At 63.9% G+C, this 13,158-nt stretch carries 12 protein-coding genes; all 12 read left to right on the top strand.

Translation table 11 applies throughout. The features are described 5' to 3' along the window. Positions 1-5 precede the first annotated feature (5 nt). The 12 genes from BN1233_RS15355 to BN1233_RS15305 all read left to right on the top strand — a co-directional run bounded on the left by BN1233_RS15355 (position 6) and on the right by BN1233_RS15305 (position 13,104). The gene (locus tag BN1233_RS15355) at positions 6-1,838 is read left to right on the top strand and encodes an AMP-dependent synthetase/ligase (RefSeq protein WP_046864404.1); all 1,833 of its coding nucleotides are present in this window, start codon (positions 6-8) and stop codon (positions 1,836-1,838) included. 9 nt (positions 1,839-1,847) lie between these two features. Next, the gene (locus BN1233_RS15350) at positions 1,848-2,996 is read left to right on the top strand and encodes an acyl-CoA dehydrogenase family protein (protein WP_046864403.1); all 1,149 of its coding nucleotides are present in this window, start codon (positions 1,848-1,850) and stop codon (positions 2,994-2,996) included. A 440-nt stretch (positions 2,997-3,436) separates the two neighbouring features. Continuing rightward, positions 3,437-4,762, top strand: coding sequence for an ABC transporter substrate-binding protein (locus BN1233_RS15345; protein ID WP_046864402.1), 1,326 nt, complete (start codon positions 3,437-3,439; stop codon positions 4,760-4,762). Between the two features lie 73 nt (positions 4,763-4,835). Next, entirely contained in the window at positions 4,836-5,708 is an 873-nt protein-coding gene (locus BN1233_RS15340) for a branched-chain amino acid ABC transporter permease (protein WP_046864605.1), read from the top strand. Position 5,709: 1 nt separating this feature from the next. Next, entirely contained in the window at positions 5,710-6,699 is a 990-nt protein-coding gene (locus BN1233_RS15335) for a branched-chain amino acid ABC transporter permease (protein ID WP_046864401.1), read from the top strand. Then, a complete protein-coding gene (locus BN1233_RS15330; protein ID WP_046864400.1) occupies positions 6,696-7,445 on the top strand; it encodes an ABC transporter ATP-binding protein in 750 nt (249 codons plus the stop codon). Before BN1233_RS15335 ends, BN1233_RS15330 begins: the two co-directional genes overlap by 4 nt. After that, positions 7,442-8,113 carry an ABC transporter ATP-binding protein gene (locus BN1233_RS15325; RefSeq protein WP_046864399.1) on the top strand — a complete coding sequence of 224 codons (672 nt, stop codon included), beginning with the start codon at positions 7,442-7,444 and terminating at the stop codon, positions 8,111-8,113. Before BN1233_RS15330 ends, BN1233_RS15325 begins: the two co-directional genes overlap by 4 nt. Continuing rightward, positions 8,103-9,134, top strand: coding sequence for a phosphotransferase family protein (locus BN1233_RS15320; RefSeq protein WP_046864398.1), 1,032 nt, complete (start codon positions 8,103-8,105; stop codon positions 9,132-9,134). Before BN1233_RS15325 ends, BN1233_RS15320 begins: the two co-directional genes overlap by 11 nt. 13 nt (positions 9,135-9,147) lie before the next feature. Then, positions 9,148-10,413: an acyl-CoA dehydrogenase family protein gene (locus BN1233_RS15315; RefSeq protein WP_046864397.1), complete on the top strand. Its 1,266-nt coding sequence runs from the start codon at positions 9,148-9,150 to the stop codon at positions 10,411-10,413. 15 nt (positions 10,414-10,428) lie between these two features. Next, entirely contained in the window at positions 10,429-12,054 is a 1,626-nt protein-coding gene (locus tag BN1233_RS15310; protein WP_046864396.1) for a class I adenylate-forming enzyme family protein, read from the top strand. Positions 12,055-12,153: 99 nt separating this feature from the next. Then, on the top strand, positions 12,154-12,426 hold the full coding sequence (locus BN1233_RS49705; protein ID WP_244470919.1) for a hypothetical protein: 273 nt from the start codon (positions 12,154-12,156) through the stop codon (positions 12,424-12,426). Positions 12,427-12,435: 9 nt separating this feature from the next. Continuing rightward, positions 12,436-13,104, top strand: coding sequence for a cyclase family protein (locus tag BN1233_RS15305; RefSeq protein WP_244470918.1), 669 nt, complete (start codon positions 12,436-12,438; stop codon positions 13,102-13,104). Positions 13,105-13,158: the final 54 nt, after the last annotated feature.

Below are 13,158 nucleotides of genomic sequence, written 5' to 3'. Positions count from 1 at the left end.
AAAGCATGTCGACCGAAGCCGACTTCCCCTCGCTGACGTTGCCACAGATCCTGCGCGAGAACGCGCGCCGGATGCCGGACCGGGTGGCGCTGCATCAGAAGGACTTCGGCATCTGGCAGCCGCTGACCTGGTCCGAATACTACGCCCGCGCCCGCCATTTCGGTCAGGGCCTGCATGCGCTCGGCCTGCAGCCGGGCGGACACATCGCAATCCTGTCGGAGAACAGGATCGAGTGGGTGATCGGCCAGCTCGGAGCCGGGCTCGTGCGTGCCGTTACCGTCGGCGTCTATCCGACGAGCCCGGCCAACGAGGTCGCCTATGTGCTCGGCCATTCGGATGCCGAGATCGTCATCTGCGAGGATCAGGAGCAATCCGACAAGGTCCTGGAGAGCCTCGATCAGCTCCCGAAGCTGAGGCGCATCATCGTCATCGATCCGAAAGGCCTGCGGCACTATACGATCGAGCTGCTCTCCACCTTTCACGAGGTGGAGCGCTTGGGCGCCGCCTTCGAGAAGGACAATCCTGGTTTCGTGGATGCCGCTGTCGACGCACAACGCCTCTCCGACACGGGCCTGATGATCTATACCTCCGGCTCGACCGGCAAACCCAAGGGCGCGATGCTGAGCTACGGCAACATGCGGGCTCAGGCGCTCGGGACGATCGATCGGCTCGGGATCACGCGCGAGACCAGGAGCCTCTCCTATCTGCCGCTCTGCCATGTCGCCGAGCAGATGCTCACCACCATGGCGCCGCTCTATTCCGGCTCCTGCGTGAGCTTCGGAGAATCCATCCGGACCGTGCAGGAGGATCTGCGCGAGGTCGCGCCGACCCACTTCCTCGGCGTGCCGCGGATCTGGGAGAAGCTGCACTCGGCGATCCAGATCAAGATGATCGAGGCGGGCGGTATGAGACGTCGCCTCTACGAGCGGGCGCTCGCTGCGTGCGAGCCATTCGCCGAGAAGCCGGTGGCCCAACGCAGCCTGCGCGAAAGGATCATCTTCGCGACATGCTACGCCCTCGTCTTCCGCGCTCTCCAGAACTTCACGGGCCTGCGTGCAGCGAAAGTCGCCCTCACCGGGGCCGCGCCGATTCCGCCGATCATCGTTCGGTTCTTCCGGACTATCGGCGTGCCGCTGGTCGAGGTCTATGGTCTCACTGAGACCACGGGGATGGTCACCGGCCAGCGCCTCGGCCACCTCGTTCCGGGTGCGGTCGGTGAAGCTGTCTGCAACGCGGAGGTACGCGTCGAGCCGGGGACGGGCGAACTCCTCGTCAAAGGCGATATGGTGTTCGAGGGCTACTACAAGAACGAGGAGGCCACGCGCGCCTCGATCCGCGACGGCTGGCTCCACACGGGCGACGTGGCGGCTCTCGAATCGGGACAGATCAAGATTGTCGATCGCCTGAAGGACATCATGATCACCGCGGGCGGCAAGAATCTCAGCCCGTCCGAGATCGAGAACACCGTCAAGGGCAGCCCCTTCATCAAGGAATGCATCGTCATCGCCGAGGCCCGGAAATACGTCTCGGCACTGATCCAGATCGATGCCGAGACGGTCGGCAAATGGGCCGAGGAGAACCGCGTCACGTTCACGAATTTCCGGAGCCTCTCTGAGAACCCGCGCGTGCGGGAACTCGTCGCGGCGGAAGTCGAGCACGCGAACTCCCAGCTCGCCCAAGTGGCGCAAATCAAGCGGTTTCACCTGCTCACGAAAGAGCTCGACCACGACGACGACGAAGTCACCGCTACCATGAAGGTGCGGCGGTCGAACATCTATCGCAAATATCAACCCGAGATCGAGGCGCTTTACGGCCGTGTCGCCGCGGCCGCCGAATAGGAGAGACTCATGGTCTATCGCTCGTCCTGGATGACCGAGGAACTCGATCTGTTCCGGGAAAGCTTTCGGCGTTTCCTGGCGACGACGCTTGCGCCGCGGGCGGAACAGTGGCGCGCCGACAAGCGGGTCGATCGCGAGGCCTGGCTAGCACTTGGGGAGATCGGCGCTCTGTGTCCCGATGTTCCCGAGGAGTATGGCGGCCTCGGCGGAACCTTCGGCCATGTGGCAGCCGTGATCGAGGATCTCGAATACGAGCTCCCCGAGATGGCCTCGCCCATTGCCGTCCATAACGGGATCGTCGCGCAATACGTGATGGCCTATGGCTCGGAGGAGCAGAAGCGCCGCTGGCTCCCGGGTATGGTGCGCGGCGAACTCATCGGCGCCATCGCGATGACGGAACCGGGCGGCGGCTCCGATTTGCAGGCGCTGCGCACGACGGCGCGCCGCGAAGGCAATTCCTATGTGCTCAACGGCTCCAAGACGTTCATCACGAACGGGCAGAACGCCGACCTCATCATCGTCGCGGCGAAGACCGATTCGAACCAGCGTGCCAAGGGAATCTCCCTTCTCATGCTCGAGGCGCAGGGAAGCGACGGCTTCCGGCGCGGACGCAACCTCGACAAGATCGGGATGCACGCCTCGGATACCTCGGAGCTGTTCTTCGATGATGCGCTGGTCCCACCCGAGAATCGTCTCGGCGACGAAGAGGGCCGCGGCTTCTACCAGATGATGGAGCAGCTCCCGAAGGAGCGTCTCGCGATCGCCATCGGCGCGGTCGCAGCCACGGAGCGCATGGTCCGGATCACGACGGAGTACGTGAAGGACCGGAATGCTTTCGGCAAGCCGGTGATCGAGTTCCAGAACACGGCCTTTACGCTCGCCGAACGGAAGACGGAGGCCCTCATCGGACGCGTATTCCTCGACTGGTGCATCGAGCGCGTGATCGCCGGCGAGCTCGATCAGGTGACGGCCTCGATGGCGAAATACTGGACCACCGACAAGCAGGTCGAAACCGCCGATGCCTGTCTGCAGCTCCATGGCGGCTACGGCTACATGCGCGAATACGAGATCGCCCGCCGCTTCGTCGATGCCCGCGTCCAGCGCATCTATGGCGGGACGAACGAGATCATGAAGGTGCTGATCGCGCGGTCGCTTTGATCAGCGGTGTCCGCGCCTCTCGTCATTGCGAGCCGGAGGCGAGGTGAATCATCCGTCGACGGGTAGATTGCTTCACTCCGTTCGCAATGACGATGAGGGCGTGAGAGCGGGAAGTGCACAGCCGGATACGGAAGTAGATTCCGGACGGACTGCCGTCCTTGCGAGCGGCAGCCATCCAGCTCGTCTCGGATCCACTTCGTCATTGCGAGCCGCAGGCGAAGCAATCTACCCGTCGACGGATGCGCTCCTGAATCGCCCCACTCGCAAGGACGGGACGGAAACGAGCGCATGCCACAGCCGCTTGACCAACGTGACCCCATACACCACGATTGGATTGTCCGACAAAGTCGAGGACATTGCCAACGAGCAGAGATGGCGTAAAGGCCACCCTCTGGAGGAAACCGATGCTGGCGCAGACCAGCTAGGAAGGAGCAGACTTCATGACGAGAGAGAGGCCATCCAGGCGCCTGCGACGCCCGATGCTCGCCGCCGCTCTGGCCCTTGCGGCCTTCATCCCCGGCGCCGCGCAGGCTCAGGAAACATTCAAGCTCGGGATTGTGACCTTCCTGTCGGGACCGGCGGCGGAGAGCTTCGGAGTTCCGGCGCGGCACGGTGGTGAGTTCCTGATCGGACAACTCAACAAGGGGTCCGCTCCTGCGCCCTATGACAAGGTTGGCTTCGGCGGCCTCAAGATCGAGCCGATCTGGGTCGACGAGAATGGCGGCGCAACCAAGCAGGTCCAGGAACTCCGCAATCTTTACCAGCGCGAGAACGTGGATGCGGTCGTCGGCTATATCGGATCGGGCGACTGCCTCGCCGTCGCCCCAGTGGCCGAGGAGTTGAAAAAATTCCTGATCCTCTTCGACTGCGGAACGCCGCGCATCTTCGAGGATGCAAGCTACAAATACGTCTTCCGGACCGCTGCTCACGCGACCCAAGATAATGTCGCGCTAGGCCGCTACATGAAGGCGCACAACGTCAAGGCCGGCACCTTCAGCATGATCAATCAGGATTATGCCTGGGGTCAGGACTCGCGGGTGGACTTCGTGGCGACGATGGCCCAGCTCTTCCCGGAGGCGAAGATCGAGGCCGATCTGCTGCCGAAATTCGGCGCCGGCCAATACGGGACCGAGGTCTCGGCGCTCGCCCGCGCCGGGTCGGATGTCGTGTATTCGAGCCTCTGGGGCGGCGACCTGCAGGCCTTCATCCTGCAGGCTGCTCCGCGCGGCCTCTTCCAGCGCAGCCAGGGCGTCCTCAGCGCGGCGGATCACGTCCTGCAGCCCCTCGGCGACAAGATGCCGAACGGCGTGATCATCGGGGCTCGCGGAGCCTATGGCCTCATGTCGCCGAAAACGCCTCTCAACGAATGGTTCTTCAACGGCTACAAGGCCGAGCGCGGCGGCGTCTATCCCGTACAGGCCTCCTACCGGATGGTCCAGGCCCTTCTCGGCCTCAAGACGGCGGTCGAAAAGGCCATGGCCTCGAACGGCAGCAAGAAGCCGAGCCCCGAGGAACTCGCAGCGGCTCTCGAAAATGCCGAGTGGGAATCGCCCGGCGGCAAGATCCAGATGAAGCTCGGAAACGGGCATCAGGCCATCCAGCCCATGGCCATCGGGCGCACGCGCTATGATGCAGACAAGAAGATGGTCGTGATCGAGGATATTCAGAACTTCGAGGCGGAATGCGTGAACCCGCCGGCCAACATGAAGAGCATCGAGTGGATCAAGGCCGGCTTCCCGGGCGCGAAGTGTGACGGAGGGTCATAACGCGTCCTAAGTCCGGAACCGATTTCGAGCCCGCCGAGGAACGCCTGAAGTGGAACTTGCCGCCACCATCGTCATGGATGGCCTGATTTACGCGTCATGGCTGTTCGTGGTCGCGCTCGGAATGACGCTCGTCTTCGGCGTGCTCAAGATCCTCAACATCGCCCACGGCTCGCTCTATGCCGTGGGCGCCTATGCCGCCGCGAGCGCGGTCGGATTGTTTGCGACGCTCGGCCTTGCACCGGCCTTTTCGCTGCTCGCGATGCTGCTTGCGGCGATTGCCGTGGCCCTGGTGCTCGGGCCGGCGCTCGAGCGTGGTCTCCTACGCCTGTTCTACGGGCGTGACGAGGTCGTGCTCCTCCTCGTCACCTATGCCCTGTTCCTCATCCTGGAAGACGCGGTGAAGCTGGTCTGGGGCGTCAATCCCTATTACGTGTCGGAGCCCTATCAGCTCTTCGGCAATGTCACGATCGGGCCGCTGTTCTATGTCGGCTACGATCTCGCCCTGATCGGTCTGGCGATCGTCTGCGGCATCGCAGTCTGGTTCGGTCTCAACCGGACCGTCGCCGGAAAGATCGTCCTGGCCGTCATCCATAATCACGAGATGAGCGCCAGCATGGGCGTCAACGTGAATCGCGTGCACTGGATGGCCTTCACCTTCGGGGTCTTTCTCGCCGCGCTCGGCGGCGCCTTCACGGCTCCGATGATCTCCGTCCAGCCGGGAATCAGCGTCAGCGTGATCATCGTGAGTTTTGCCGTCGTGATCATCGGCGGGCTCGGCTCGATCGAGGGTGCAGCCATCGGCGCCATCATCGTCGGCCTGGCGCGCGCCGCCGCCGTTCACCTCATGCCAGAGGCCGAGCTCTTCAGCATCTATCTCGTGATGGCGGCCGTGCTGATCTTCCGCCCCGAGGGGCTGTTCCAGCGCGCCGCGGCGAGGAAGATCTGACATGTCGCGGAGAACTCTCTCTATTGCCGCCTTCGGCGTGATCGCCACGCTTCTTGTCATCGGCGCATTCCTGCCGAATTGGCTCCTGTTCCTCGTCACCATGGCGGCCTCGCACGGCGTTGTTTCGCTCGGCATCCTGCTGATCATGCGCGGCGGTCTCGTCTCCTTCGGTCAGGGCCTGTTCTTCGCGGTCGGCGGATACGCAGTCGCGCTCACGGTGACCCATCTCGGCATCACCGACGCGATCCTCCTCATGGTGCTCGGCAGCCTTGCCGGTGGAATCGTCGGGGCGCTCACAGGTCCCCTGCTCGCCCGCTACAGCGGCATCTTCTTCGGCATGCTGAGTCTCGCGCTGTCGATGGTGCTCTACGGCATCCTCATCAAGTCTACGGCACTGGGCGGCTCCGACGGATTCAATATCCAGCGCCCGACGCTGCTCGGCTGGCAGCTCGAAGGGACGAGCGGCGATTATGCGCTCTACGCCCTCGCGGTCATTACCACCGGCCTCGCTGCGTGGCTGACCGCCATCCATATCAGATCGGTCCGAGGGCTCGTGACTCTTGCGATCCACGGCAATCCGCTGCGAGTCGAGTATCTCGGCGCCTCGGTGCGCAGCGTGATGGCAGTGAACTTCGCTCTGGCGGCCGTCCTGGGTGGCCTCGGCGGAGCGCTGACGGTGCTCGCACTCGGCCATATTGAGCCGACCTTCGCCTATTGGACGCAATCCGGCGAGTTCGTCTTCGTCGCCATTCTCGCGGGCCCGCAGAGCGTCGGAGCGATCTTCATCGCATCACTGCTACTCGAACTCGTGCGGTCCTTCTCGAACCTCTATTTCCCGAATACCTGGCAGATGGCACTCGGCATCTTTCTGCTCGTCATCATCCTGTTCCTTCCGGGCGGCATCGGTTCCCTGTGGTCGGGTCGACGCTTCCGGCGTTCATCACGCAGGTCGGCACGTTCCACGATCGAGGCGAAGGGAGCCGCCGAATGAATCCGGTGCTGTCCGCGCGTGGGCTCGACAAGCGCTTCGGAGCGGTAGTCGCCGCCTCCGGGATCGACATCGACGTGCCGGCGGGCCAGAAGGTCAGCCTCATCGGTTCGAACGGCGCCGGCAAGACGACCTTCATCAACATGGTAACGGGCTATCTCAAGCCCGACAAAGGGGCCATCACACTCGATGGCGAGAGCGTCGTCGGCCTCTCTCCTCGCGCCATTGCGCGGCGCGGCATCTGCCGCTCCTTTCAGATCCCACAGCTCTGCGTCGAGCTTACGGCCCTGGAGAACATGCTCGTGGCGTGCGCAGCGTCCGAACCGACGGGTCTCGCGGCCTGGAGCGCTCCGGAGGAAGGCGGGCGGCAGGACCGAGCGGAGGAACTCCTTCGTCGTTTCGGATTGTCGCAATACGGTCCGCGTCCTGTCAGCGAGCTCCCGGGCGGTGTCCGCAAGCTTCTGGACATCGCCATGGCGCTCACCCGCAAGCCGCGCCTGCTCCTCCTCGACGAGCCCACTTCCGGCGTGAGTGCCGAGGAGAAGTTCCCCGCCATGGATCGGGTCATGGAAGCCCTGTCGGGGGAGGCTGCGACGATCGTCTTCGTCGAGCATGACATGGAGATCGTCTCGGCCTATGCGGATCGGGTGATCGCCTTCTACAGCGGCAGCGTCATCGCCGACGGCGCGCCGGCCGAGGTGCTCGGCCAGGACGAGGTCCGGCGCTACGTGACCGGGAGCGCCGCATGATCCAGGCGCCGCTCCTCGAGATCGACGATCTGCATGTCACCATCCAGTCGATGGAGGCCCTGCGCGGATTTGTGCTCGGCGTCGCAACCGGCTCGATGGTGGGGTTGATCGGCCGGAACGGAGCCGGCAAGACGACTCTCATGCGAACGGTCATGGGTAGTCTCAGACCCCTTCAGGGGCGCGTCCGGTTCGCCGGCCAGGACTTGTCCTCCATGCCGGCCCATGCCCGCGCTCCGCTCGGAATCGGCTACATGCCCGAGGATAGGCAGCTCGTGCCGCAGCTGACCGTCGAGGAGAACATCCTGCTCCCGACCTGGGTCTCGAAGGCGCTCGACGGACACCAGCGTCTCGATTTCGTCTACGGGATCATGCCCGAGCTGAGCGAGATGCGCGGCCGGAAGGCCCTGCTGCTCAGCGGCGGGCAGCAGAAGCTCGTCGCGCTCGGGCGGGCTCTGGCGGTCGGGACGAAGCTCCTCCTTCTCGATGAGCCCTTCGAGGGCGTAGCCCCTGCCCTCTCGCAGCGTCTCTCGGAGGTTATCGCAACCCTGAAGGGCACCGCCCTGAGCGTCGTCATTTCACAATCCGATCTGAATCACTCGAGAACGCTTTTCGATCATGAATACGTCATCGAACGGGGCGCCAACGGAGCCGCCCGCCATGCAGCCTAGCAACGCATCACCGCCCGAGTTCGAACCGGCGCGGCTCGACGCATTCCTGCGCTCCGCCCTGCCCGGCCTGTCGGGCGCGATGCGGCTCGAGCGCATCGGCGGCGGGCAGTCCAATCCGACCTTCTTCGTCAGCTATGATGATCGACGGCTGGTGCTCCGCAAGCAGCCTCCGGGTGAAGTTCTGCCCTCCGCACATGCCGTGGATCGCGAGTATCGCATCCTCCGGGCCCTGTCCGGAACCTCGGTGCCGGTCCCGCAGGCGCTGCTCTTCCATGCGGATCGCGACGTCGTCGGCACACCGTTCTACGTCATGGAAAGGCTCGACGGGCGTGTCTTCCACGAGGGATCCCTGCCCGGCATCGCAGCGAATGACCGGCGCGCGATGTATTTCTCCATGGCGGAGACGATGGCGCGACTCCATACGGTGGACTGGGCCGCGATCGGCCTCGCCGATTACGGGAAGCAGGGCAACTATTTCGCCCGCCAGATCGGCCGCTGGACCAAGCAGTGGCAGTTGTCCCGCACGCGGGACATTCCGGAGATCGACCGGGTCTCGGCCTGGTTGCAGGAGCACCTGCCCGAAGACCACGAGACGAAGATCTGTCATGGCGATTTCCGGCTCGGGAACCTGATGTTTCACCCCGAAGAGCCACGGGTGATCGCCGTACTCGACTGGGAGCTGTCGACGCTCGGCCATCCGCTGGCGGATGCGGCGTTCAGTTGCCTCGCATGGCACTCGCGGCCCGAATGGTACGGCGGCATCATGGGCCTGGATCTCGACGCGCTCGGGATCCCGACCCAGGAGGAATATCTGCAGCACTACTACAGGGCAGCCGGCCGCAGCACGGGCGTCGAGGTGTTTCACCTCGTCTTCTCGCTCTTCCGCTTCGCCGTGATCCTCGAGGGCATTGCGGGACGGGCGAAGGCCGGAAACGCGGCGGCAGAAAACGCTGCCCAGGTCGGCGACCTTTCCGTCGCCTATGCGCGACGCGCCGCGGAACTCATCGAGACACAAGGATAACTGGAGAACCGCCATGGATTTCGAATTCTCTCCCCGCGTGCAGGAGCTCCAGTCGCGCCTTCAGGTGTTCATGGACCGCTACATCCTGCCGGCCAATGTCGAATGGCACCGGCAGGTGGAGGCAGGACATTATCCGATGGAGCTCATCGACGGCCTCAAGGAGCGAGCCAAGGCCGAGGGGCTCTGGAACCTGTTTCTTCCGGCGTTGCGCGACGACGAGCCCGGGACGCGCCTGACGAATCTCGAATATGCTCCGCTTGCCGAGATCATGGGCCGGATCCCCTGGGCTTCGGAGGTCTTCAACTGCAACGCGCCCGATACCGGCAACATGGAGATCCTGCATCTCTTCGCCACGCCGGAGCAGCGCGAGCGCTGGCTGGTGCCGCTTCTCAACGGCGAGATCCGCTCCTGCGTCGGCATCACGGAACCCGACACTGCGTCATCCGATCCCACGAACCTGCAAACCACGATCCGCCGTCAGGGTGACGAATACGTAATCAACGGACGCAAGTGGTTCACGACGGGCGCCATCCACCCGAACGTGAAGTTCTGCATCGTGATGGGCTTGTCCGACGAGCGAAGCGATGCCGATCCGCATGCGCGCCATTCCATGATCATCGTGCCGATGGACATGCCCGGCGTGAAGGTCGTGCGCAACGTCGCGATCCTCCATCATCATTCGCCGGAAGGGCATTGCGAGGTGATGTTCAGCAACGTGCGGGTTCCGGCCTCCAATCTCCTCGGCGAGGAGGGGAAAGGGTTCGCGCTCGCGCAGGCACGCCTCGGCCCGGGCCGCATCCACCATTGCATGCGCACCATCGGGCAGTGCGAGGTCGCACTCGAGCTCATGTGCGAACGGGCGCTCGAGCGGAAGACCTTCGGACGTCATCTCGCCGATTATTCCAATATCCAGGACTGGATCGCGGAGGCGCGGATCGAGATCGACCAGGCTAGGCTCCTGACGCTTCGCGCCGCCTGGATGATGGATCAGCTCGGCAACAAGGCTGCCCGCATCGAGGTCTCGGCGATCAAGGTCGTCGCCGCCAGGCTTCAGACCAAGGTCACCGACCGCGCCATTCAGGTCTTCGGTGCGATGGGCCTCACGCCCGACACCCCCCTGGCCTATCTCTATACGTGGGGGCGGGCCCTGCGCTTCATCGACGGCCCCGACGAGGTCCATCTCAGGACCATTGCGAGGGCGGAGCTCAAGAAGGCGAAGGGCAATCGCGGCGCGATGGCGGCCTATCTCGTGCCGCCGCTGGCCCACGCCGCCGAATAGGTCGGGAGCAAGGCGATGGAGTGGCTGAGTGATCGTCAACCCCCGATGCGCCTCGAAGCGCATTACGGCGATCGAGTCATTCCATGCTTTGCGGAGCGGCCCGGCAGCCTGCATGCGCTTCTCGCCGGAGCCGTGCTGCGCAGTGGCCATGGCGAGGGGCTCGTCTGTGACGGCCGGCGCTTCACCTGGAAGGAGCTCTGCGATCTGTCCGGACGGATCGCCGCGGGTCTCGCAAGGCTCGGCGTCGGCCCCGGTGACCGGATCGCGCTCCTCGTGGGCAACCGCACTGAGTTCGTCCTCAGCATCTTTGCGGCGGCATGGCTCGGCGCGATCTCAGTTCCGCTGAGCATCCGCCAACAGACACCGGAGATTGCCCATATCCTGAACGACTGCGGCGCCCGTGTGCTCATTTGCGATTCAGATCTCGTGCAGCGGGCGCCGTCCGCGTCGGACGTGCCCGGCCTGCAGCATCGCATCGTCGTCGGTGCGAGCGAGGGCTTCCTCTCGTTCGGGTCGCTTCTATCCGGGATCGGACACATCCCTGAACCCCCGATGGTCCGGGAGGAAGACACCGCTTCGATTCTCTATACGTCGGGCACGACGGGCCGGCCCAAAGGCGCGATGCTCAGTCATCTCAACATCGTCCATTCCGCGATGGTCTACGAGACATGCATGGGGCTGACCTCCCGGGACCGCTCCGTCGCGGCCGTGCCGCTCACTCATGTCACCGGGCTGATCGCCAACATCGCCGCCATCACCCGGTGTGGCGGCACCCTGATCATCCTGCCCACTTTCAAGGCTCCGGATTTCCTCCGTCTCGCCGCCCAGGAGCGCATGACGCACACGATCATCGTGCCGGCGATGTACAGCCTGTGCCTGCTGCAGCCCGATTTCGAATCCTACGACCTGTCGGCGTGGCGCGTCGGCGGCTATGGCGGATCGCCGATGCCGGAAGCGATCATCGCGCGACTCGCCGAGAAGCTGCCCAACCTTCTCCTGATGAATGCCTATGGCGCAACGGAGACGACCTCGCCGACCACCCTGATGCCGCCCGTCCATACCGCCACACACGCGGATAGCGTTGGCAAGCCGGTGCCCGGTGCGACTGTCATCGTCGTCGACGATTCCGGGCGGGAGGTGCCCCGTGGCGAGGTGGGCGAAATCTGGATCCATGGACCGTCGGTCGTGCAGGGATACTGGAACAATCCGGCGGCGACCGCCGAGAACATCACGGGCGGGTTCTGGCATTCCGGCGACATCGGTTCGATCGACGAGGACGGGTTCGTCCGTGTTCTCGATCGCAAGAAGGACATGATCAATCGCGGCGGCCACAAGATCTACACGGCCGAAGTCGAGAGTGTGCTCGCCGCTCATCCCGACATCGTCGAATGCGCCGTCGTCGCAACGCCCTGCCCGGTGCTCGGCGAACGCGTCCATGCTTTCGTGGTCACGCGCAGCGGGACAATCACATCCGAGGAGATCCGCGCTTTCTGTGCGGAGCGGCTGTCCGATTACAAGGTGCCGGAAGGAATCACGATCCGCTCCGACCCGTTGCCTCGGAATGCGAACGGGAAGTTGATCAAGCGCGTGTTGCGTGAGGAGCTTTCCGCGAATGCGGCGGTCAAGAGTTCGGCTGCCTGAGGAGAATCATCCTCGCCAGCCGCCGGCTCCAAGAAGCGCATCAAGACGGAGGTCGCTCCGCTCGTTGGGGGACACGCGTTCAACCAAGGAGGACATGCGATGATAATGCTCGGGCCTGCGCTCGCAGTTGCCGCCGTGACGAGTTTTCTGGCATTTGGCGCGCAGGCGCAGGATTCCCAAACCTGGTGTAAGTCGAAATACGGACCGAACGACGAGATCGGAGCCGCAAACCTCCTCACGCCTGAGGTGGCGCTCAACGCCGCGAAGCTCGTCAAGACCGGCAAGCCCTACTCGCTCGGCGCGGAAACGAGTTCGAAGACACCCGCCTATGGCCCACGCAGCTGGGCTCTCGCGATCAATCAACCCGGCTAGGTCGGCGGTGTGGGACTCGGTCCTACGAAGACCAACTACAACGACGACATCTATATGGGCTATGTCGGCACCGGCTCGCAGATCGACGGTCTGGCCCATATCGGCGTCGACAACGTCTATTACAACTGCAACGAGAACAGCGACTTCGTACAGGCGAACGGACTGACCAAGCTCGAAATCGAGAAGGTTCCGAACATCGTGACGCGCGGCGTCCTGCTCGATATGGCGGCCCATTACGGCAAGGACGTCGTGCCGGAGGGCACTGCCTTCAATCGCAAGGAGATCGACGAGGTCGCCGCCAAGCAGGGCGTCGAGATCCGGAAAGGGGACGTCGTGCTCTTCCATACCGGCTGGCTGTCGCTCGTGGGCAAGGACGACAAGCGCTACCTCGCCGGTGAGCCGGGTCTCGGGAAGGAAGGAGCCGAATATCTCGCGAGCAAGGAGGTCGTCGCAGTCGGGGCCGACAGCTGGGGTCTTGAGGCCATCCCGTCCGAGCCGGGCGTCGGGATCTTCGAAGTGCACCAGATATTGATACCGAGGAACGGCATCTACATTCTCGAGAACATGAACACGGCGCAGCTCGCGCAGGATAGGGGCTATGAGTTCATGTTCGTCCTTGGCGCATCGAAGATGACCGGCGGCGTTCAAGCCATCATCAATCCGACTGCAATTCGCTGAGCCCAGCAGGACATTGCTGTATCTTGAGGCATTGCTTTCCGCAAGCATACCTTG

The organism is Microvirga massiliensis (assembly GCF_001006805.1).
GTDB classification, from domain to species: Bacteria; Pseudomonadota; Alphaproteobacteria; order Rhizobiales; family Beijerinckiaceae; genus Microvirga; species Microvirga massiliensis.
The sequence above is the reverse complement of the archived record's forward strand: the minus strand, read 5'-3'. Positions and strand labels throughout refer to the sequence as shown.